The 21,693-nt window shown below is 64.5% G+C and carries 19 protein-coding genes and 1 pseudogene; 10 read left to right on the top strand and 10 right to left on the bottom strand.

The genetic code is table 11. The annotated features are described in order from the left end of the window. Positions 1-2 precede the first annotated feature (2 nt). Positions 3-695 carry a 50S ribosomal protein L1 gene (gene rplA, locus WFP39_RS03925; protein ID WP_336917843.1) on the top strand — a complete coding sequence of 231 codons (693 nt, stop codon included), beginning with the start codon at positions 3-5 and terminating at the stop codon, positions 693-695. Between the two features lie 96 nt (positions 696-791). Here the strand turns inward: rplA and WFP39_RS03920 are convergent, their stop codons facing one another. From WFP39_RS03920 to WFP39_RS03910, 3 genes are all read right to left on the bottom strand, one after another. After that, positions 792-962, bottom strand: a complete 171-nt coding sequence (locus WFP39_RS03920; protein WP_336917842.1) for a Flp family type IVb pilin — start codon at positions 960-962, stop codon at positions 792-794. An 81-nt stretch (positions 963-1,043) separates the two neighbouring features. Beyond that, positions 1,044-1,805 carry a competence/damage-inducible protein A gene (locus tag WFP39_RS03915; protein WP_336917841.1) on the bottom strand — a complete coding sequence of 254 codons (762 nt, stop codon included), beginning with the start codon at positions 1,803-1,805 and terminating at the stop codon, positions 1,044-1,046. Between the two features lie 11 nt (positions 1,806-1,816). Next, complete coding sequence (locus WFP39_RS03910) at positions 1,817-3,304, bottom strand: flavin-containing monooxygenase (RefSeq protein WP_336917840.1); 1,488 nt, start codon at positions 3,302-3,304, stop codon at positions 1,817-1,819. A 45-nt stretch (positions 3,305-3,349) separates the two neighbouring features. On the opposite strand from WFP39_RS03910, the gene WFP39_RS03905 reads away from it, so the two are divergent. Beyond that, positions 3,350-4,315: a magnesium and cobalt transport protein CorA gene (locus WFP39_RS03905; RefSeq protein WP_336917839.1), complete on the top strand. Its 966-nt coding sequence runs from the start codon at positions 3,350-3,352 to the stop codon at positions 4,313-4,315. 38 nt (positions 4,316-4,353) lie between these two features. Here the strand turns inward: WFP39_RS03905 and folD are convergent, their stop codons facing one another. Further along, entirely contained in the window at positions 4,354-5,277 is a 924-nt protein-coding gene (gene folD / locus WFP39_RS03900) for a bifunctional methylenetetrahydrofolate dehydrogenase/methenyltetrahydrofolate cyclohydrolase FolD (RefSeq protein WP_336917838.1), read from the bottom strand. Between the two features lie 17 nt (positions 5,278-5,294). Continuing rightward, positions 5,295-6,167 carry a methylenetetrahydrofolate reductase gene (locus WFP39_RS03895; protein ID WP_336917837.1) on the bottom strand — a complete coding sequence of 291 codons (873 nt, stop codon included), beginning with the start codon at positions 6,165-6,167 and terminating at the stop codon, positions 5,295-5,297. Positions 6,168-6,307: 140 nt separating this feature from the next. Here WFP39_RS03895 and WFP39_RS03890 point away from each other — a divergent pair, with 140 nt between their 5' ends. The 3 genes from WFP39_RS03890 to WFP39_RS03880 all read left to right on the top strand — a co-directional run bounded on the left by WFP39_RS03890 (position 6,308) and on the right by WFP39_RS03880 (position 9,179). Further along, a complete protein-coding gene (locus WFP39_RS03890) occupies positions 6,308-7,021 on the top strand; it encodes an alpha/beta fold hydrolase (protein WP_336917836.1) in 714 nt (237 codons plus the stop codon). Positions 7,022-7,055: 34 nt separating this feature from the next. After that, a complete protein-coding gene (gene desA / locus WFP39_RS03885) occupies positions 7,056-8,480 on the top strand; it encodes a syringate O-demethylase (protein ID WP_336917835.1) in 1,425 nt (474 codons plus the stop codon). A 129-nt stretch (positions 8,481-8,609) separates the two neighbouring features. After that, positions 8,610-9,179, top strand: coding sequence for a hypothetical protein (locus WFP39_RS03880; protein WP_336917834.1), 570 nt, complete (start codon positions 8,610-8,612; stop codon positions 9,177-9,179). On the opposite strand, the gene WFP39_RS03875 is transcribed toward WFP39_RS03880, so the two are convergent. Both WFP39_RS03875 and WFP39_RS03870 read right to left on the bottom strand, forming a co-directional pair. Beyond that, positions 9,176-9,934, bottom strand: coding sequence for an IclR family transcriptional regulator (locus tag WFP39_RS03875; RefSeq protein ID WP_336917833.1), 759 nt, complete (start codon positions 9,932-9,934; stop codon positions 9,176-9,178). The two genes, WFP39_RS03880 and WFP39_RS03875, sit on opposite strands and share 4 nt — an antisense overlap. A gap of 2 nt (positions 9,935-9,936) precedes the next feature. Next, a complete protein-coding gene (locus WFP39_RS03870; RefSeq protein ID WP_336917832.1) occupies positions 9,937-11,088 on the bottom strand; it encodes a cobalamin-independent methionine synthase II family protein in 1,152 nt (383 codons plus the stop codon). Between the two features lie 159 nt (positions 11,089-11,247). Between WFP39_RS03870 and WFP39_RS03865 the strand changes: the two genes are divergently transcribed. The 5 genes from WFP39_RS03865 to WFP39_RS03845 all read left to right on the top strand — a co-directional run bounded on the left by WFP39_RS03865 (position 11,248) and on the right by WFP39_RS03845 (position 19,271). Beyond that, positions 11,248-12,894, top strand: coding sequence for a GMC family oxidoreductase (locus tag WFP39_RS03865; RefSeq protein ID WP_336917831.1), 1,647 nt, complete (start codon positions 11,248-11,250; stop codon positions 12,892-12,894). Next, a complete protein-coding gene (locus WFP39_RS03860) occupies positions 12,891-13,280 on the top strand; it encodes a nuclear transport factor 2 family protein (protein ID WP_336917830.1) in 390 nt (129 codons plus the stop codon). The genes WFP39_RS03865 and WFP39_RS03860 overlap by 4 nt, the downstream gene beginning before the upstream one ends. A gap of 13 nt (positions 13,281-13,293) precedes the next feature. Continuing rightward, complete coding sequence (locus WFP39_RS03855) at positions 13,294-14,043, top strand: SDR family NAD(P)-dependent oxidoreductase (protein WP_336917829.1); 750 nt, start codon at positions 13,294-13,296, stop codon at positions 14,041-14,043. After that, positions 14,043-14,573, top strand: coding sequence for a DUF3237 domain-containing protein (locus WFP39_RS03850; RefSeq protein WP_336917828.1), 531 nt, complete (start codon positions 14,043-14,045; stop codon positions 14,571-14,573). The genes WFP39_RS03855 and WFP39_RS03850 overlap by 1 nt, the downstream gene beginning before the upstream one ends. Before the next feature lie 180 nt (positions 14,574-14,753). Beyond that, a complete protein-coding gene (locus WFP39_RS03845) occupies positions 14,754-19,271 on the top strand; it encodes an autotransporter domain-containing protein (RefSeq protein WP_419716200.1) in 4,518 nt (1,505 codons plus the stop codon). A gap of 122 nt (positions 19,272-19,393) precedes the next feature. Here WFP39_RS03845 and WFP39_RS03835 read toward each other — a convergent pair whose 3' ends face one another. The 3 genes and pseudogenes from WFP39_RS03835 to WFP39_RS03825 form a co-directional block, all read right to left on the bottom strand. Continuing rightward, complete coding sequence (locus WFP39_RS03835) at positions 19,394-20,392, bottom strand: LLM class flavin-dependent oxidoreductase (RefSeq protein WP_336917827.1); 999 nt, start codon at positions 20,390-20,392, stop codon at positions 19,394-19,396. Next, positions 20,389-21,207 carry a tetratricopeptide repeat protein gene (locus tag WFP39_RS03830; RefSeq protein WP_336917826.1) on the bottom strand — a complete coding sequence of 273 codons (819 nt, stop codon included), beginning with the start codon at positions 21,205-21,207 and terminating at the stop codon, positions 20,389-20,391. Before WFP39_RS03830 ends, WFP39_RS03835 begins: the two co-directional genes overlap by 4 nt. Before the next feature lie 15 nt (positions 21,208-21,222). Then, positions 21,223-21,618, bottom strand: a pseudogene (locus WFP39_RS03825) (alpha/beta hydrolase); the annotation flags it as partial. Positions 21,619-21,693 lie beyond the last annotated feature (75 nt).

Below are 21,693 nucleotides of genomic sequence, written 5' to 3'. Positions count from 1 at the left end.
ACATGGCAAAGCTGACGAAGAAGGCCAAGGCTCTCGCCGCGCTCGACCGCGAAAAGCTCTACACCGTGGACGAGGCTCTCGCCACGTTGCGCCAGTATGCCGCCAAGTTCGACGAAACCGTCGAAGTGGCGATGAACCTGGGCGTTGACCCGCGTCACGCCGACCAGATGGTGCGCGGCATGGTGTCGCTGCCTTCGGGCACCGGCAAGGACGTGCGCGTGGCGGTGTTCGCCCGCGGTGAGAACGCCGAAAAGGCGCTGGCTGCCGGCGCCGACAAGGTCGGTGCCGAAGACCTGATGGAAGACATGCAGGCCGGCAATCTCGATTACGATCGCGTGATTGCCACGCCCGACATGATGGGTGTGGTGGGTCGCCTCGGCAAGGTGCTGGGCCCCAAGGGCCTGATGCCGAACCCCAAGCTGGGCACGGTCACCCCCAACGTGGCGCAGGCCGTGAAGGACGCCAAGAGCGGCCAGGTCGAATTCCGCGTGGAAAAGATGGGCATCATCCATTCGGGCATCGGCAAGCTGTCGTTCGCTGATGATGCGCTCAAGGCCAATTTCAAGGCGCTGACCAGTGCCGTGGTGAAGGCCAAGCCGGCGGGCGCCAAGGGCAAGTATGTGAAGAAGGTGTCGATCACCTCCTCCATGGGTCCGGGGTTGAAGCTGGACCTCGCCGAAGTCGAAGGCGCCTAAACCCGTCGTCAGGCGCAAGCGGGCCGCAAGGTCCGGCTGGAGCAATCACAAAGGGCCGGTGGGAGAAAATCCCGTCGGCCCTTTTGCTTTCCCCCCTCAGCGCGCATTGCTGTTGGCAAGCGTGTCAGACAGGGTGGTGAACACATCCGCCAGATTGAAGCCCAGCGTCCGGAAGGCGATAATGAATGCGACCGCAATCAGCGCCACGATCAGGCCGTATTCGATCGCGGTGGCGCCGCTTTCATCCTGCAACATATTCCGCGGCATGGCGCATCTCCTGAACGCAGGATCGCCGCGCTTGCTTGCCGCCGGATTGCCAAGCTGGGTTAAGCCGCTGGCAGGGCTGTTTCAGATTCCGCCGCGCGTATAGGCGAGCCCGCGCGCCGCCAGTCCTGCGCACAGCGCATCCAGGCAGGCGGCCAGCTTGTCCGCATCGGTGGAACGGACCACGAAATTGGCCCCCGTGCGCCCTTCGCGGAAAAAGGGGTAGGAGCCGATCTGGCACCCTTCGTGCGCCTTTTCGGTCTGGCGCAGGAGATCGGCCACTTCGCTCTCCTTGATCCAGCCGCCGACGGTTTCCGAAATCAGCGGTGCGCCGCCTTCGAGCGTGCCTGTCAGCGCGGCGAGCATCTGCGCGGTGATGCTGGGCACGCCCGCCATCATGAAGATATTGCCGTGGCGGATGCCCGGCGCGCCCGACATCGCGTTGGGGATGAGGCCTGACCCTTCGGGCGCGCGCGCCATGCGCAGGCGCGCTTCGGTCAGCCCACCTTCCTTGTCCTTGTAATAATCGGCCAGGATCGCGTGCGCTTCGGGGTGGATGACCACCGGAACACCCAATGCCTGTGCCACTGCGTCCACGGTGATATCGTCATGCGTGGGGCCGATGCCGCCGGTGGTGAAGAGGTAATCGTATTTGGTGCGCAGCGCGTTCACCGCCTCGGCAATCGCGTCCATATCGTCGGCTACCACGCGCACCTCGGTCAGGCGGATTCCCTGCACCTGCAACCAGCTGGCGATCTGGGCGATATTCTTGTCATGCGTACGGCCGGAGAGAATCTCGTCCCCGATCACGAGGAGGGCGGCGCGGTAGATGCGTGTCGATGTCATGGTGCGCTGCGTTAGGGCAATTCGCCGCCCTGTTCCACTGGACTTTGGCCCGCTTTTCCAAACCGCAGCACGCCGTCATCCACCGGGCGTTTGCGGTAATCGGCCAGGTCGGCGAGGTAATCCATGTTGAGCCGCCAGGGCAGCTCCGCCTCGCTGCGCGGCATGAGCGGTGCGGCGCGCGCCAGATAGCCGGACGAGAAGCCGAAAGTGGGATCGACCGCCTTTTCCGGCGCGTCATCGCTGCGCACCGGCACCGCCACATCCGCACCGCGCCGCGCCATTTCGGTGAGGACACGGGTGATGTAATCGGCGGTCATATCCGCCCGCAGGGTCCAGCTGGCGTTCAGATAGCCGAACACCACGGCAAGGTTGGGCACATTCGAGAACATCGCGTTGCGGTAGAACCAGCGCTTTGCCCAATCCACCGGCGCGCCGTCGAGCGAGAGGGCGATCTTGCCGCCGATCGCCAGCGAAAGGCCGGTCGCGGTAACGAGGATATCGGCCGGGATATGCGTGCCATCCTGCAGCCGCACGCCGTCTGCCTCGACTTGCGCGATTGCGCCCGTCGCCATCGCGGCGCGGCCTTCGCGCAGCGCGCGGAACAAGTCGCCATCGGGCACAAGGCACAGCCGCTGTTCCCACGGGGGATAGGGCGGCCGGAAATGTCGGGGATCGTAGGCTGCGCCCAAAGCCCGCTTCAGCCGCCGGGTGAGCAGCGCGGCGACCTGATCGGGCCGCTTGCGCGCCCGGTTGTAGACCAGCACGTGCAGCCGCGTGTTGATCCAGCGCGTCAGGCGGTAGGCGACCTTTTCCGGCAGGATGCGGCGCAGGGCGCGCGCCAGCCGGTCAACCGAAGGCTGCGCCACCAGCCAGCTTGGCGTGCGTTGCAGCATGGTGACATGGGCTGCCCGCTCCGCCAGCGCGGGAACCAGCGTGACGGCGGTGGCTCCCGATCCGATCACGACCACGCGTCTGCCGCTCCAGTCGAGGTCAGGTGGCCAGAATTGCGGATGCACCACCGGCCCCGCAAAGCGCTCCAGCCCCGGAATGTCTGCCTGATAAGGCTCCTCGTAATCGTAATAGCCGGCGGCCAGATAAAGGAAGCGCGCCCGCTCCACCCGCTCGCCTGCTGCGTCGGCCAGCGTCACATGCCACAGCGCCTCGCTTGCGCGCCAGTCCGCCGCCAGCACGCGCGTGCCATAGGCGATGTGCGGGGCAAGGCCCTGATCGGCAATCACCTCGTCCAGATAGGCGAGGATATCGGCCCCCGCCGCAATCGCCTTCTCCCCGCGCCACGGGGCAAAGCCAAAGCCCAGCGTGTGCATATCGCTGTCCGACCGCACGCCGGGATAGCGGAACAGATCCCAGGTGCCGCCCGCGCGCGCGCGCGCCTCCGCAATGGCAAAGCGGTGATCGGGGCAGGCCCGTTGCAGATGCACCGCCATTGACAGGCCGGAAATCCCCGCCCCCACGATCAGCACATCGACAGGTTTGCTCATGCATCAGGATTGCCAGCAGGCGCGCGCCGTGTCACCTCCCGCGTGATGACGACCATTGCTGCCCGCCGCTATCGTGATGGCCATGTGCTGCTCGCCGATGCATTGGCCGCCGCCGCCCCTGCGCGGCGCGGTGAATTCGACTGGATCGGGCTGGTCGAACCCAGCGCAGAGGACCTGGCTTCCCTTGCCGATCGCTACGGCTTGCATCCGCTGGCGGTGGAGGATGCGTTGACCCCGCGTCATCCGCCCAAGGCCGAAGCCTATGGTAGCCAGCTCTTCGTGATCGCCCGAACCGCTGCTCAGGACAAGAATGACGCCTTGTCCTATGGGCAGACGGCGATCTTTCTGGGCGATAATTTCATTATCACCGTGCGGCTGGGCAGTCCCCGTGCCCACACCGATTTGCGCAGCCAGTTGGAAAACCTGCCCGAACGGCTGGCCGAAGGGCCGGATTTTGTACTGCACACTGTACTCGATTTCATTGTCGATGGCTATGATCCGCTGCTCGACACGCTGGAGCGCACCGCCGAGGCGATGGAGGACAGGGCGGTGGAGGCGTTTCCGCAAGCGTCGGATATCCGCCGCATTTTCCGCCTTCGCCGTATCCTGCGCCGGCTGGAAGTGACTGCGGGCCGCATGGAGGAGATGGTCGGCAAACTGGCGCAGAGCGAACTTCCCGCAATCGACGCGCGCGCGCGCCCCTATTTCCGCGATGTTTACGATCACACGCGCCGCGCGGTCAGCCGGGTGCGGGGCCTGCTTGATGCGCTGGGGAATGTGCTGGAAGTGGCGAGTCTGCTGGAACAGAGCCGGCAAGGAGCCATCACGCGGCAACTGGCTGCCTGGGCTGCGATCCTCGCCGTGCCGACCGCGATTGCCGGGATTTACGGCATGAACTTTGAATTCATGCCCGAACTTACCTGGCGGTACGGCTATTTCATCGTGCTGGGCGTGATCGGCGCAATCTGTGCGCTGCTGTTCTGGCGGTTCCGTCGGATCGGTTGGCTCTAGCGCCTGGCGGGGCGGCCCTGGTGGCCGCCCTTCACCTTTCAGCCGCCAAACATGGAGCGCGAGGGTGCGTCCTCGTAATCGGCAGTGCGGCTGTTCCCGCCCGATTGGAGCGCCTTGGCCGCCTGCACGGTATTGGCCATCAGGCAGGCAATCGTCATCGGGCCGACACCGCCGGGAACCGGGGTGATCGCGCCCGCGTGCTGGCAATTGTCGAAATCAACATCGCCCAGCAACTGCTCCTTGCCGGTGGCTTCGTCCATCACGCGGGTGATGCCCACATCGATCACCACGGCGCCGGGCTTCACCCAATCGCCTTTCACAAGATGCGGCGCGCCTGCCGCTGCCACGATAATATCGGCCTTGCGGCAGATATCGGGCAGCCCGTGCGTGTAGATATGCGTGACAGTCACGGTGCATTCGGCGTCGAGCAGCAGGTTTGCCACCGGCTTGCCGACGATGTTTGACTTGCCGATCACCACCGCATCCTTGCCCTTGAAACCGTCGATGACGCTTTGCAGCAGGATCATCACGCCCAGCGGGGTGCAGGGGACAATGCCGCCGGTTCCGGTGGACAGGCGACCCACATTGACCGGGTGGAACCCGTCCACGTCCTTGTCCGGGCTGATCGAGCGCAGCACCAGTCGCGTGTCGATATGGGGCGGCAGCGGCACCTGGCACAATATGCCATGCACGGCGGGATCATTGTTCAGTTCGTGCACCAGCTTCAACAAGTCTTCCTGCGTGGTATCGGCAGGCAGGCGGTGTTCGATGCTGGTGATGCCGACCTTCTGGCAGGCCTTTATCTTGCGGCGGACATAGACCTGACTGGCCCCGTCATCGCCCACAAGGATAACCGCCAGGCCGGGACGCTGCATCCCGGCGGCGATCATGGCGTCCACTTCAGCCTTGCTCTTTTCATCAAGGCGGTTCGCCACCGCCTTGCCATCAATGATCTGTGCCATAAATGCGCTGCGCCTTATCAGGAATGCTTGGCGTGGTAAGCGTTAATCCACTCCGCCGATGCGGTCAGCGCGCCGAAGGGGTAGAGGTGCAGGCGCACGCGGCCATGTTCCGCGCCCAGCTTTTTGTCGAGGCTGGCAACAAGCTTGTCCGGTCCGGCGCTGCCGATGAGGTTCGTGAGGCTGATGCCGTATTTCTTCATCACGCTGGCGCTGGCGCCCACGCCGCAGCGCTTGGCAAAGCCCAGCAGGCGCTTGATCCCGGCAGGGCCGGGGACGCCCAGACGCACCGGCACATCGATGCCGCGCTGGCGCATTTCCGCGAGCCAGGCGACGATGGCATCATCGTCAAAGGCGAACTGGGTGACGACCAGCGGCACCATGCCGTGCGCACGGACGGCGGCGATCTTGCGTTCCATCCAGTCCCACAGCTCTGCCGGGGTGTTGTTCGGGTGACCTTCGGGATGACCGCCAACGCCCACGATCTCGATGCCGTGCTTTTCGAGAAGGCCCGTCTCGATGATCTGGAGCGAGGTCGAATAGGGGCCTTCGGGTTCCGGCGGGTCGCCTGCAATGATGAAGACGCGCTTCACGCCCGCCTTCTGGGTGATTTCGCCCAGATACCAGTCGAGCTGTTCTTCGCTTTCAATGCGGCGGGCGGAAAGGTGCACGATGGGTTCAAAGCCCAGTTCGCGGACCAGCACAGCGGCGTCCACGCGCTGTTCCAGCGTTTCGCCGGGCAGGAAGGTGACGGCAATCTGGGTTCCGGGGCGGATCAGCGGGGCCGCTTCCTTCAGGCCTTCGATCTCCTTCGCCGTCATCTCCAGCGAATAGCCATCCACCATGTTTTCGGGGGACTTTTCCCAGTTGGGATGAATTGCAGCATAGGACATCGACGCTTCTCCTCTTCCACAGGCCGCGCGGGCCGCTCCTAGCTGCCGCACGCCTCATCACAAAGCCCCTAGCGCAGGGGGCTTTATTCGTATAGACGAAATTTTCATAAGAGCGAACAGGCGAGAGTCCCTTTTCACCCATGCTGCTGTTTTTGCCAGGCCTGATCTGCGATGCGCGCATCTATGCCGCGCAGACGGCCGCCTTTGCGCAATCGCATGCGGTGGATTCCTACGGCAGCAAGGATGCCCCGGCCGATTCGCTTGCCGATATGGCGCGAATCGCTCTGGCAGAGGCGGACCGGCTGGGGGCAGAGCGGTTCGATCTGTTCGGCCATTCCATGGGTGGGCGCGTGGCGCTGGAAGTCTATCGCCTGGCGCCGCATCGCGTGCGGCGGCTGGCGCTGGTGTCCACCGGCATTCATCCGCTGGGCGCAAACGAACCTGCCAGCCGTGCCGCGCTTCAGGCCGTGGGTCACGAACAGGGCTTTCCCGCGCTCGTCAATCACTGGCTGCCGCCGATGGTGGCCGAGGCGAACCGTGCCAACCCTGCCATTTACGATCCGATGCGCGCAATGTGCCTGTCGATGGGCCAATCCGTGTTCGACGCCCAGATCAAGGCGCTGCTGAACCGGCCCGAAGTCGAAACGCTCGTTTCCCAGATCACCTGTCCCGTGCTGGTGATGACGGGCGAGCAGGACAGCTGGGCCAGCCCTGCGCAGCACGCCGATATTGCCGCGCGCATTCCCAATTCCGAACTCGTCATCGTTCCGGGGGCTGGTCACATGATCATGCCCGAAGCTCCCGAAGCGGTGAATGATGCCATCACCCGCTGGCTCGACAGGCCGGCATCCTGATCAACCCGCACCCTTTCGAGGAGAGGAGCATACCATGAGTGAAACCCTTCAGCAGAAGCTGGACGCGCAAGGCAATATTGTGGACTTCCTGCGCAACCAGCAGGTCGGCCCCAATGTCTATCCGGGCGTTCCGGCCGAATATTCCAACTGGCGCAACGAACAGCGCGCCTGGGCCAAGACCGCGGTGCTGTTCAACCAGTCCTACCACATGGTCGAACTCTATGTGCGCGGGCCGGAAGCCTTCCAGCTGCTGGAATACACCGCGATCAACAGCTTCAAGAACTTCACCGTCAACAAGGCCAAGCAGTATGTGCCCGTCACGCCCGATGGCTATGTGATCGGTGACGTCATCCTGTTCTACCTTGCCGAAAACGAATTCAGCCTGGTAGGCCGTGCGCCCGCGATCGAGTGGGTGGAATTCCACGCCCAGTATCCCAAGCCCGACGGCAGCAAGTGGAATGTGACCGTGGAGCGTGACGAGCGCACTGCGATGCGCACCGACGGCGTACGCAAGAACTACCGCTTCCAGCTGCAGGGCCCGAACGCGATGAAAGTGCTGGAAAAGGCCATGGGCCAGACCCCGCCGGACCTCAAGTTCTTCAACATGGCCCACATCGACATTGCCGGTAAGGATGTGATCGCGCTGCGTCACGGCATGGCGGGCCAGCCCGGTTACGAACTCTTCGGCCCGTGGGAAGATTACGCCACCGTCCACGGTGCGCTGGTGGAAGCCGGCAAGGAATTCGGCCTCGCCCTGGTCGGCGGCCGGGCCTATTCGTCGAACACGCTGGAATCGGGCTGGCTGCCTTCGCCGCTGCCCGCGTTCTACACCGGCGACAGCCAGATGATGAAGGATTTCCGCGCCTGGGCCTCGGCCAATTCCTATGCCGGAATGTGCTCGATCGGCGGTTCCTATGTGCCGGACAGCATCGAGGGTTATTACCTGACCCCATGGGACATCGGCTATGGCCACATCGTGAAGTTCGACCATGATTTTGTGGGCCGCGAAGCGCTGGAGAAGATGAAGGACCAGAAGCACAAGCAGAAGGTCACGCTGGCGCTGGACAACGAAGACATGACGCGTGTGATGTCCTCGCTCTTCGCCAATGGCGACCGGGCCAAGTATTTCGAATTCCCCAGCGCAGTTTACGCGATGCACCCGTTTGATGAAGTGCGCACTGTGGACGGCAAGTTCATCGGCGTGTCGACCTGGGTCGGCTACTCGTCGAACGAAGGCAAGATGCTCACCCTCGCCATGATCGATCCGGACGAGGTCGAAATGGGCAAGGAAGTGAAGCTGGTGTGGGGCGAGCCGAATGGCGGCACCTCCAAGCCGACTGTCGAGCCGCATGTGCAGACCGAAATCAAGGCCGTGATCAGCCCCGTTCCCTATTCGAACGTGGCCCGTACCGCCTATGCGGACAGCTGGCGCGCGACCGGCGTGGGCGCCAACCGCTAAACGCACAACCACTCCGCGGAGAGACGGAGAGAGGAGGGGCGGCCGGTCAACCGGTCGCCCCTTTTGCACATCTCCCTTTGGTGGCTTTTCGTTTGCGGGGGTATGGGCAGGCCATGTATCAGCGCCGGCATGACCCTGCGGCTCCTCTTGACCTTTATCGCCCTGTTCGTCTGTGTGGTATCAGCTCCGCTTGCGGCGCAGGAGGACGGCGACGCCGCGCCTGACGGGTTGGCAGGTGCATGGGACCTGCAGGCGGGCGGCGTCACCATTTTCCGCTTCCACCTGGAGGAACCGCGCGAAGGCGAATGGCGCGGGCGCTGGACCCGGCCGCAGACCTTCAATTCGGATGGCAATGCCTTCTACAATATCCGGCCCGGCATCCGCACCACCGCCAGCATGACCGCGCTGGAATACCAGGGCGCGGTGGAGCTGGCGTTCGACGATCCGCGTCCCGGCGCGATCCCCGATATCTTTCGCTTTCGCCTGACCGGGCCTGACAGCGCGCAGATGATTTATGTGGGCACGGATCTGGCGCCCTATGCGCTGGTTCGGGCAGCCGAAGGAGACGCGCTTGGCGGTTGGGAATCGGGCCGGGTTTACCGCCGCACCTTGACGGGTGACGCGGCAGAACAGCCGCCAGCGCCCTCCGGTGAGCCTGAGGCTCCGCGTGTCGCGGCAGATTTCCTCGACGGGTTCTAATTGCCTTCCAGCAAATCGGCGGTGCGATCGAGCAGGTCCGCCACGCGCGCGTGCAGGTCATCGTCGAACCGCACCTTGGGCACTGCCACGCTGAGCGAGCCGACCGGTTCGCCGTCGATCGTCACCAACCGGGCGATGCCGACGATGCCAAGCGAAAATTCCTCGTCCGTCATCGCAAAGCCGGTGCGGCGTGCCTCTTCCAGCTGTTCGCGCAGGCGCTTCTCGTCGGTAATGGTGGCTTCGGCGAAATGCCGCCGTTCGCTTTCGGCGAAATAGCGGTCGAGTTCTTCGGGCGGCAGCGCAGCCAGCAGCACCTTGCCCGCGGCCAGCGCGTGCATCGGCAGGCGGCGGCCCTGCGGCACCGAATAGCGCAGCGCCTGCTCGCTCGATTCTGTGACGATCGCCTCGATTTCCCACCCGTCGCGGACGAAGAAGCTCGTCGTCTCGTCCAGCTGCACGCGCAGTGTGCGCACGAGCGGCGCGGCGCGGTCGGCCAGGGTGAAGCCGGGATTGGTGGATTGCAGGCGCGCCAGACCCGGCCCACAGGAATAGCGGCGCCCTTCGCGCACCAGATATTGCCTCTCGACCAGCGTGGAGAGCAGATAGGACAGGCTCGACACCGGGATGCTGAGTGCGGTCGCAATTTCCTGCGCCACCATGGGGCGGTTATGCGCCACCACATATTCGATGATATCAAGCGTGCGCGTGGCCGATTTGACCTGCGAGTTCTGGGCGCTGGAAAGGATGTCTGTCATGGTCAGCTGATCCGTCTGTCCGCGATGTCCGCCCCTTCGCGAAGCGCCGCCAGCTTCTTCCATGCGACGGCGGGGTCGATCTTGCCGTATCCCGCAAAGGTGCCAAATCCGCAATCCGAGCTGGCGATTACGCGGTCTTTTCCCACAATTTCGGCAAAGCGTTCAATGCGTTGCGCAATCAGTTCGGGCGTTTCAAGGTAGTTGGAACAGCTGTCGATAAAGCCGGGGGCAAGGATCTTGCCCTCCAGCTTGCCCGCTTCGGCCGCATCGCGCCAGACCTTCCATTCATGCTCGTGACGCGGATTGGCGTGTTCGAACAGAATGGTGGCGGGCCGGGCCGCCAGCACGGTATCGATGATTTTTTCCAGCGGAATATCGAAGTCGTGGGGACCTTCGTAATTGCCCCAGCATATGTGCATCCGCATGGCGGCAGGGTCGATATCGGCGGTCGCCTCGTTCAGCGCATCGACATTCGCACGGATCGTGGCGAGGAACTCGGCCTCGCTCATGTCCTGATAGCCTGTGTGGCGGCTCATTGCGAGGTCAGGGCAGTCGAACTGCACCTGAAAGCCCGCCTCGACGATGGCGTGATATTCGGGCCGCATGGCGGTGACCAGATCGGCCAGATAGGCCTCGTGGCTGGGGTAATATTGGTTTGGCTGGAACGCGGTGATAAGGCCCGGCGAGGCGGTGTTGAGGAAGGCCTTTACCGTCGCCCCATCCGCCTTGCGTCCATAGTCGGCTAGGGCATTGGCAAACCGGCGGATATCGTCATGCAGCGGCTGGAGATTGACCAGTTCCACCTTGGCAATCGCGCTGGCGCGGGTGAATTCCTGCGTGCCCATGATGGCGGAAAGCTTCTTCGCCAGATCGGGCACGGCGGCCAGATCCAGCGCGGGCTTGCGCGGCGAATGGCCGCCAAAACCTGAAAGCCTCTCAATGATATAGGTCGAATAGCCGACCTTGCCCAGTTCCCCGTCAGAGACTATGTTGATCCCCGCCTCGACCTGGCGGCGGACGGCATCGTCCACTGCGGCCTGCACCACGCGGTCGAAGGCGTCGGCATCGAAATCCTCCCTCTTGTCGCGGGCAAGGAGCAGCGGCACGAGTTCCGGCCCGCGGGGCAGGCTGCCGACATGGGTGGTTTCGATCACGTAATGAAGCCCCTTCCTTAAGTCGCCGCTTATTTCAGATATGCGAAATTAACGCAAGTATGAAATAATTGCCGCCTCGTACTCCGCCGGGTTCTGCCAGTTGCGCGCAATCGTAACGGTCGTTAGCATATGTGCCCGACAGGAGAGAGATCGCCGGATATGGTTGAGGCAGGGTTCGATTACATCGTGGTGGGCGGTGGCAGCGCGGGCTGCGTGGTGGCCGCGCGCCTTTCCGAAGACGTGCAGAGCAATGTCCTGCTGCTGGAGGCGGGCGGCAGCGATGATCACCCCTATATCCGTATGCCGCTGGGCTTTTTGCGCGCGATGATCATGCCGCAGTTCAACTGGCGCTATCTTACCGAGCCGGAGCCGCATCTGAACGGCCGCCGGATGCCGATGCCGCGGGGCAAGGTCATGGGCGGATCGGGCAGCATCAACGGGATGTTCGCCATGCGCGGCCATCCGGCCGATTACGACCAGTGGGCGCAAATGGGCGCGCGCGGCTGGTCCTATGCCGATTGCCTCCCCTATTTCCGCAAGATGGAGGACAGCTGGCGCGGCGAAAGCCTGTATCACGGCACCGGCGGCCCGGTGCGCATCCGCCCGATCGACAGCCCCTATCTGCTGCACGAGGAAATGATGGCGAGCGCGGCCAATGCCGGTTTCGCCACCACCGATGATCTGGGCGGCGCGGTGCCCGAAGGCTTTGCCCGCGGCGAGCAGACGGTGGATGACAAGGGCCTGCGCGTGTCGGCGGCCAGCGCCTATATCAAGCCCGCGCTTGGCCGCCAGAACCTCGACGTGCGGCAGAACGCGCAGGTCACCCGCGTGGTGTTTGAAGGCAAGCGCGCGGTGGGCGTTGCGATTCACACGCCCGATGGCGAGAGGATCGTGCGCGCCCGGCGCGAAGTGATCCTGTCGGGCGGCACCTACAACTCGCCGCATCTGCTGCTGCTGTCGGGCATTGGCCCGGCCGCGCATCTGAAGGATTTCGGCAAGGAGGTGCTGCACGACAGCCCCGGCGTGGGCCGGAACCTTCAGGAACATCCCACCACCAGCCTTGAATGGCTGGCAAAGGAGCGGGTGACTTTCCTGCGGCATCTGCGCTGGGACAGGCTGGCGCTCAACGCCGTGCGCTGGGCCTTGACGGGCAAGGGCACGATGGCGAGCCAGCTCAATTCGTGCAATGTCGTGGTGCGCACCGCCGACGATCTCGACCGGCCCGACATGCAGATCATGGTCAACCCCATCCGGTTCGACGCGCAGACCTGGTTCCCCGGCATCAAGCCCGAACAGGATCATGTGTTCTGGGCGGGCGTGGTGCAACTGCACCCCGAAAGCCGCGGCTGGGTGGAACTGAAAAGCGCCGACCCGCTGGAGGAAGCCGCAGTTACCCTCAATCTGATGGCGGAGGAGGCCGACCTCGTGCAGATGCGCCGCGCCATCCGCACCGCGCGCCGCATCTATGCCAGTGAACCGATGGCGCGCCTCGTGGGCGAGGAACGGATGCCGAGTGCCGCTGCGCAGAGCGATGACGAGCTGACCGATCTGATCCGCGCCACCTGCTATACCGCGCAGCACCCCACCAGCACCTGCGCCATGGGGATGGGCGATCGCAGCGTGGTGGACGAGGAATGCCGCGTGATCGGCGTGGAGGGCTTGCGCGTGATCGATTGCTCGGTGATGCCCACCGTGCCCGGCGGCAACACCAATCTGCCCGTCATCATGTTGGCCGAAAAGGCGGTGGACGCGATGCGCGGGCGCAAATTGCCCGCGGACGAATTGCCGCAGCAGGTGGCCGCATGAGCCGCACCGCGCAGGAAGAGGCCAATCTGGCACTGGTGCTCGACATGTTTGCCCATGTCTTGAACCCGATGGATTCGGGCGCAGTCGATCGCTTCATTGCGCCCGGTTACATCCAGCACAACCAGGCAGCCGAACCGGGCAGGGAAGGGCTGAAGCGCTTTCTCGACATGATCCGCGAGGCAACGCCCGATGCGGTGCACGATGTGAAGCGCGCCTTTGTCGATGGCGACCATGTGACGGTGCATTACCATGTGCGACGCTGGCCGGGCGATCTGGGCTGGGCGGTGATCGACATCTTCCGCATCGAGGACGGGATGATCGCGGAACATTGGGACGTGATGCAGGATGTGATCGAGGGCGGGCCGAACCCCATCGGCCCCTTCTGAGAGGAGGGAAGACATGCGCTTTTCGGGCAAGGTCGTGCTTGTTCTGGGCGGCAATTCGGGCATTGGCCTCGCAGCCGCGCAGGCCTTCGCCGCCGAAGGGGCCAAGGTGCACCTGACCGGGCGCAACCGCGCGACGCTGGACGAAGCGGTGGCGACCATTCCCGGCGCAAGCAGCTACCAATCCGACATTGCCGATATCGCCAGCACCGCCGATGTGGTGCGCGCAGTGGAGGCGGCGGATGGGCGCATCGATGTATTGTTCATCAATGCCGGCGTGGGCGGCTTTGCCCCGCTGGAACGCATCACCGAAGACGATTGGGACCATGTCCATTCCATCAACCTGAAAGGCTGCGTCTTTGCCTTGCAAAAGGCGGTGCGGATCATGGGCGAGGGCGGGGCGGTCGTCGTCACCAGTTCGATTGGCGCGCACGGCGCGCTGGAAGGGAACGGCACCTATTCGGCGGCCAAGGCGGGCCTCGCCATGGCGATGAAGGTGTTTGCGAAGGAATTGCTGCCGCGCAAGATCCGCCTCAACCTCGTCAGCCCCGGCCCCATCGACACGCCGCTGCTGCACCGCAATCCCGGCATGGGACCGGAGGATGTCGCGCGGCTGAAGGAGATGATGATCGCCAATATCCCGATGCACCGCATGGGCACGGCCGAGGAAGTGGCGAAAGCTGTGCTGTTCCTCGCCAGCGCGGATGCGGGCTTCATTACCGGCATCGACATGCTTGTTGATGGCGGCCTGATCGAGTTGCGTTGATGACCGACTTTTCCGACACCACCCCCTTCACCCCGCCCTTTTCCACGCTGGACAATCCGCGCCTGGAATTCGTGATGGAAGTGCGGCTGACCTTTCCCGAAGTCTACACCATGGCCCCGCACCCCAATGGCGGGATGCGCAGCGCGGTGCTGGTGAAGGGCGGCACATTCGAAGGCCCGCGTCTGCGCGGCCGTGCGATTCCGGGCTCAGGCGGCGATTACGCCTATTTCCGGCCCGACGATACTGCCGTTTTCGATGCCCGCTATCTGCTGGAGGAGGAGGACGGCACGATCATCCTGCTGCACAACAAGGGCTTTCTGTGGGGACGCAAGCCCGACACGATGGCCCGGCTGCGTGACTGGGCCTTTGCGGGCGGCGCGCCCGTTCCGCACGAGGACTATTATCTGCGCGGCAACCCCACATTCGAAACGCCGGTGGGCAAGCACGACTGGCTGACGCGGCACGTCTTTGTCGGGGTCGGCGAGCGTCGCAGCGACGGCAATTGCCTGCGTTATTACGCACTGGTGTGAGTCGCGATCAGGGCCTTCCCCAAATATATCCCCATGCGCGCACCACTGCGGTCGGCAATTCGCTGCGCAAATACTAATAAAATTCAAACATTTGGATTTTCTCTTCAAAGCCGGGAAACAAAACGGCTTTGATCGGTATCAATGTTGCAGTGCAAGTCTTCGCAGTAGGACTCGCATTGGATGGTAACTGGCGTAACATTTTGTTGGCGCCAAAGACGCCGATCCGGGAGAGAAGTTATGAGGATTGTGTCACGAGAGTCGCTTGCGACTAGCGTTTCGGTGATCAGCCTTTGCGTTGCAGGGGTGGCACTTGCCCAGTCAGTTCAAACCACCATTCTGGAGGGCGTGCAGCTCCCCGACGAGTTCGTCTTCTCATCGGGTGAGGATTTTTCCTCTGGTGTCAGCACGGTGTCCACCGCTGCCGCCGCAGTTGCCAATGTGACCGACATCCCCACCGGCACGATCGTGCAGGGGGTTCCGGGCGAGGAGCACGAAGAGGAAGCGCTCACAATCGCGGAAATTCCGCCCGGCACGCTTTATCTTGAGAACGGCAGCGATGTCTCGGTTCTTGCCTCCGCCACGTCGACTGGCGAGGATGGCAACGGCCCTGCTCAGGCCTTTGCCAGCGTTACCGATGCTGTTTCCCAGATTATCGAAGCGCCGATTGACGGCGTCGCCGCAACCGCTCTCAACACCGGTTCGCTCACCGCGGGCGCAGAGGCCACGGCGCTGGGTGGTTTCGCGCCCGGCTTTGGTGAAGACACTTTCGCTGCCCGCGCCATCGCCAATGTCACCGGCGGCTTCCACCAGGAAGCCGGGATTTCGGAAAACACCGATGGCAACGCCACGGCAACCAGCACCAATACCGGCTCGCTCGTTGTCTATTCCGATGCCAATGCCTCCGCGATTGACGACGCGATTGCGGAAGCAACCACGCGCGAAGCCATCTACATGCGCTCCTCGGGCAACGGCGCGAGCGATGCGACCACGCTCACCGTGCTCACCAACAGCGGCCTGCTCGATCTCAGCGCCACGGCGGCGAGCACATCCAGCGCGGGTAATGCCTCGGCCGTGGCCGAAGCTGGCGGCGGCGAGCATGGCCTTGTGCACTTGCGTTCGCGCACCAACGGTGTGGGTGAGGATACCGCGACCATCACCATGACGAACCAGGCCGCCGGCGATGTGCTGGTGGCGGCCACGGCCACGGCAACCGCTGCCCATTACGCCAACGCGACCACGCTGGGCGGCACTGCCTTCTCGACCCTAGAGGAAGACAAGGGCGGCGGCATTGTGCTCAAGGCGCAGGCGAGCGGCGCGGATGACGGGGATCCCTCGGTCAGCCTGACCAATGCGGGCGAAATGCGCTTCGCCTTTGCTTCTACGGCAATCTCGACGGGCGAATATGAAGAGCCGGACGACGTAATCGTTCCGGTCTACCTGGACCTGGGCGCTTACGCGCAGACCATTGCCAATGGCACGATCCACCAGACTGTCGAGGCAGGCGGGCCGGAAAGCTTCCTGGGCCGTACGGGCACGATCAGCCTGACCAATGCCGCGGGCGGCGTGCTGTCGATCACCGGATCGGCCACTTCAAGCTCCAACGGGCAAGCGAACAGCCAGACGAATATCGGCGCAGCGGTGTACCAGCAGGCGGAAATGACCGGCAGCGCGTCGGCCAGCTTCACCAATGCGGGCACGTTCAATGCAGGGGCCACCTCGGTAGCCGATGGGGCAGGCGCGGGGAGCTATGCCGGCGCTGTCGGTCTCTACCAGTATCTTCTGGCACCGTTGCAGGGCGTGACTGCAAACTTTGCCAATACCGGCACCTACACCACCAGCGCGTCGGCAACGACCACGGGCACCGACTACGCTTCGGCCTATGCCGATGCGCGCGGCTATGTCTCGCGCGGTGAACCGCTGGATCTCAATGTCAGCAATGGCGGCACCTACACCGTCACCGCCAATGCGGTTTCGGATGGCTATGTCTACGCCTTTGCCGGCGGCATGGGCTTCTTTGCCGATGTCTATCCGATTGTCGAAGACGAAGGCGGCGGCGGTCATGGTGGCGGCGGCGGTCATGGTGGCGGCGGTGGCGGTGGTGAACTGTCACCCACTGCCGAGGAGGAAAGCCCTTGGGATGGCTGGACCAATGCCATTACCGGCACGGTTGCCAACAGCGGCACGCTGGCGGTTACGGCCTCCTCCACGCTGGGCGCTCTGGGCGAAGAGGTCGCAGGCGAAGATTACGCCACCGCGGTCGGCATCTACTTCAACTCTGCGTCCAACACCGCCACCTTGACCAACAGCGGCACGATCCGGGTGACCACCACCACCAACGGCACGGGCAGCACGGCAACGGGTATTCTGGTCGATACTTACGACGAGAACCCGAATCCGGTGGGCGAAGACGCGATGATGACCATCGCCAATGCTGGCGGCACCATCATTGCGCGCCAGAGCAGCGATGGCGGGGCAACCTACCAGCACGGCACGGCGATTGACCTCACCGATGCGCCCAATGCGGTAACGGTGAACTTCACCGGGGCCAGCAATGTCTATGGCAACATCAAGCTGAGCGGCGACGATGCGATCAACATCGTCAGTGGCGTCACCACGTTCGATGGCATCGTCAATCCGATCGAGGACACGATGATCATCGACTCGGCAAGCCTTGGCACTGCTGCGGCAGGCCCGGTCGGCCCGCTGGTGGGCAGCCTGACGATCCAGAATGGCGCGACGCTGTATCTGGTGAACCAGCAGGCGAACAACCCGAACTACGATGGACCGGCCGCAGTCAATGTGGACAGCTTCACCGTGGCTCCGGGCGGCACGCTGCAAATGCAACTGCCCACCTTCACGGCGGCAGCGGCGGCGCAGGCGGCCTATCCCTATGTCAACGCCAACACGGCAACGTTGACCGGCGGCAATCTGCTGGTGCAATTGTCCACGCCCAACGGGCTGTATGATGATGTCTATGTCTTCAACGACATCATCGATGCCGAAACGCGCGTGGGCCAGTTCGCCAATGTCCGCACCAATACCGGTTCGATCTTCCTGAACCCGGTGGCGGTGTATGACAATGCCAACAATGTGGACCTGCGCATCTCGCGCCTGGACTTCAACGCGGCAGGCTTCAACCTGACTCCGAACCAGCAGTCCGCGGCCACTGCCATCGAGGCGGTGTATTCGCCGACCGCGACCGGCGCCTGGGGCGGCCTGATGGCCGAGATGTTCCTGATCAATGATGCGAATGTCTACCGCTCGGCACTCAGCACCATGCACGGGGCGCAATATGCGACCTATCTCCAGTCGCTCGGCTGGATGGGTTCGCGCTTCAACGGCGTGCTGGGTGACATGGGTGAATGCGCGGCGCTGCGTCTCACCGATGGCACGGTATCCTGCCGGCGTGAAAGCCCGGCCGGCATCTGGGTCAGCGGCAGCTATGCCTCGGAAGATATCGACAGCGATCCGGCGCAGGATGCCACCGGCCTTTCGGGTGACCAGTATTTCATCGCAGGCGGTTTCGATGTCCGCGTGGGTGAATACGGGGTGATCGGCCTTGGCGGTGGCTATGTGAAGAACGATGTGACCTTCGACCAGTTCGGCGGAGCACTCGATTCCGATGGCTACCAGATCGGCGGCTATGCGGCTTACGATCCGGGCTCGCTCTACCTCAAGGTGTCGGGCAGCTATTCGGACCTGAGCGGTGCCTCGACCCGCCAGATCGCAGTGCGCACGATCAACGGCGTTGCCACGGCTGATGTGGATGCCACGATCTGGGCGCTGGGCGGCGAAGCGGGTTACCGCATCCCGCTGGGCGGTGCCACGCTGACGCCTTATGCCGGCCTCGACTATGTCTCGGCCAAGCTGAAGGGCTTCACCGAAGCGGGCGGCACGGCGGCCAATCTGGCCGTTGCCGGCGGCAAGGACAGCTATGCGACCTCTGAACTGGGTCTGCGTCTGGGCCTGCCGATCGGCAATGTAATGCCGGAAGCGAAGGTCGGCTGGCGTCACCAGTTTGAAGACGCGCCGTCCAGCTTCCGCACGGCCTTTGCCGCGGAACCGGGTGCCAGCTTCACGGTGCTCGGCCCCCAGCGGGATGAGGATGCGATTGTTGCGGGCCTCAGCCTCGCCGCCTCGCTGAGCGATCGCGTGTCGCTGCGGCTGGGCTACGAGGGCTGGATCGGCGATGTGCACGAGGTGCACGGCGGTACCGCAACGCTGCGGTTTGAACTGGGTGGCCGCGCGCCGGCGCCGGTGGCTCCGCCGCCGCCCCCGCCGCCCCCGCCGCCGCCTCCCCCGCCGCCGCCGTCTCCGCCCCCGCCGCCTCCGCCGCCGGTGGTGCAGTGCAACCAGGGCCCCTACATCGTGTTCTTCGATTGGGATTCCTCGGCGATCACGGCTGAAGCGGCCACGGTGCTCAACTCGGCCGTCACGGCTTACGGCAATTGCGGCAGCGCCGCGATCATGCTGGCCGGCCACGCGGACCGTTCGGGCTCGGCGCAGTACAATGTCGGCCTGTCGGCACGCCGCAACGCCGCGGTGCAGGAATATCTGGTGGGTCGCGGCATCCCCGCGGCACGCATTTCCAGCGAAGCCTTCGGCGAAACGCAGAACCGCGTTCCCACCGCCGACGGCGTGCGCGAACTGCAGAACCGCCGCGTGGAAATCACCTACGGTCCGGGTTCGGGCCGCTAAGGTTCGGTTTCACCGACACGCAAACAAACAGGGGCCGGAGGGGAAACCTTCCGGCCCCTTTTTCGTGGGCTTCGCGTGGGTGGGTCGGGATGCACGGGCGCGGCACAGCGCCGCCGCGATTGTCAGGCGGCGAGGACTGTGCCGCCGACCGCTTCCATGGTGAGCCTCAGCGATTCCTGCCGGGCCAGCGGATCGAATGTCGCGCCCGACACGATGATCTCGTCCGCGCGGGTGCGCTCCACAAAACGGGCAATCCGGGCACGCACGGTCTGCGGCGATCCTACCGCGCGGGCCGCGGCCAGCCGTTCGAGCATCCCCTGTTCCGAGAGCGAGAGCGATTGCCGGTAACCGGGCACAGGCGGAGGCAGCTTGCCCGGATCGCCGGTGCGAAGGCGCACAAAGGCCTGATCCTGCGAACTGGCCAGCAGGTCCGCCTCGGCGTCGGTTTCGGCGCAGATCACGGTCATCGCCGCTGCCGCATACGGCTTTTCCAGGCAGGCCGATGGGCGGAAGTGTTCGCGATAGGTCGCCAGCGCCGCATCCAGATGATCGGGCGCGAAATGGCTGGCAAAGGCATAGGGCAGGCCCAGCCGGGCGGCGAGCTGCGCGCCGAACAGGCTGGAGCCGAGCATCCACAGATCGACCTTTGCCCCAAGGCCCGGCGTCGCGGCAATCGGCAGGTCGATATCGCCCGTCAGCAGCGCGCGCAGTTCCACCACGTCCTGCGGGAAATACTCGGCCGCGCGCCCCAGATCCTTGCGCAGCGCCTGTCCCAGTATCGGCGCGGCGCCCGGCGCACGGCCCAGCCCCAGATCGACGCGGCCCGGAAACAGCGCATCGAGCGTGCCGAACTGTTCGGCAATCACGAAGGGGTTGTGGTTGGGCAGCATGATCCCGCCCGCCCCGATGCGAATTGTGCGTGTCGCATGGCCGATAGCGGCCAGCACCACGGCGGTGGCGCCGCCGGCAATGCCGGGCGTGGCGTGATGTTCGGCCACCCAATAGCGCCGGTATCCCGCCTCCTCGGCCACGCGGGCCAATGCGCAGGCCTCTGCCAGCGCGGCGCGGGCATCGCTGCCTTCGCGGATCGGGACGAGATCAAGGACGCTGAGCGGGATCATGGGCTTTCCGATTGGCTATCGATCTGGGCCAGATATTGGCGCGCGGCAGCGGCTTGTGAAGACTGCGGATCCATTTCGATCACCGATTGCCAGTTCCGCCGTGCGGTATCGTCCTCGCCCGCCAGTGCGGCTATGAGGCCGGCTTCGAGGGCAATCGCTGCGCTGCGCGGGTCCAGCCGTGCTGCGGTGACGATCCATCCCTGTGCAGAGGCCAGATCCTCCATCCGCCGCGCCAGTGTGGCCGACAGCAGCCAGACGGTGGCATCCTGCGGGGCGAGGTCACGCGCGCTGGCGAGCGCCTGCGCCCCCTCAAGTTCGCGGCCCAGCGCTACCAGCGCCCGCGCCCGGTCGGCCGCGATCGCGCCGGCCATATCGGCATTGGCTGCCGCGCCTGCGTCGGATTGGGCGGTTGTCAGCAGGTCCAGCGCCTGCTCCAGCCGCCCGCCCGCCAGCGCGGCATTGCCCGCCATCGCGCCCAGCCGCGCGCGTTCGGCCGCATTGCCCGCCAGCAGCGCATCGCGCGCGGCGACAAAGGCAGTTTCGGCGGCGTCCCACCGTCCTGCCTCTGTGTGCGCAAAGCCCAGGCATTCCTGCGGGGCGGCTGTGGCCGGCGGGCTCAACCCCTCCTGCCATTGCAGCGCGGCCACCACCGCCGCATCCGGATTGTCGCGCGCCTGCCTGATGCAGGCAGCAAGGCGCGCAGTGGCGGCGGACACCTCCACCGGGGCGGCGCGCGGCGCGTCGGGGCTGCCGAAAGTGGGCAGGTTGAGCGGGATGGTCAGCTGGGCAAAGGCAAGCGAGGCAATAAGGAGCATGAGCGACAAATCCGTTCAGGCCAAAGCGGCCAGCGTGCGGAGCAGCAGGGCAATATCCCCATCGCGCGACAGGCGGTGATCCCTGCCTTTGACCAGCGTCACCTGCACATCGTCTGAACGCAAGGCCGCCGCCAGCCGCAGCGAGATCGCGGGCGGCACATCGGCATCCTCCTGACCGTGGATCAGCCGCACCGGGCAAGTGAGGGCGATGGGCGCATCAAGCAGTTTCAGCCTTTCCCCATCGGCCCAGAAACCGGCATGGGTCGGCGTGGGTTCAGGGCCATAGGGATTATCCTCGAACACGGTTTGCCCCGCGGCCAGCTGCGCCTTCTGTTCCGGCGAATAGCCCCAATCGGTAAAGTCCGGTGCGGCGGCGATGCCGACAAGTCCGGCCAGCCGGTCGGGGATTGCTAGGGTCGAGACTCAATCAGAGCCAGAAAGCCACGGCGGCGGCAAGGCATACGGCGGATAGGAAGTTTCTGGCGA

Origin of the sequence: Alteraurantiacibacter lauratis (assembly GCF_037154155.1) — a bacterium.
GTDB lineage: Bacteria > Pseudomonadota > Alphaproteobacteria > Sphingomonadales > Sphingomonadaceae > Alteraurantiacibacter > Alteraurantiacibacter lauratis.
Note: the sequence above shows the minus strand (reverse complement) of the source record. Positions and strands in the feature narration are given on the sequence as shown.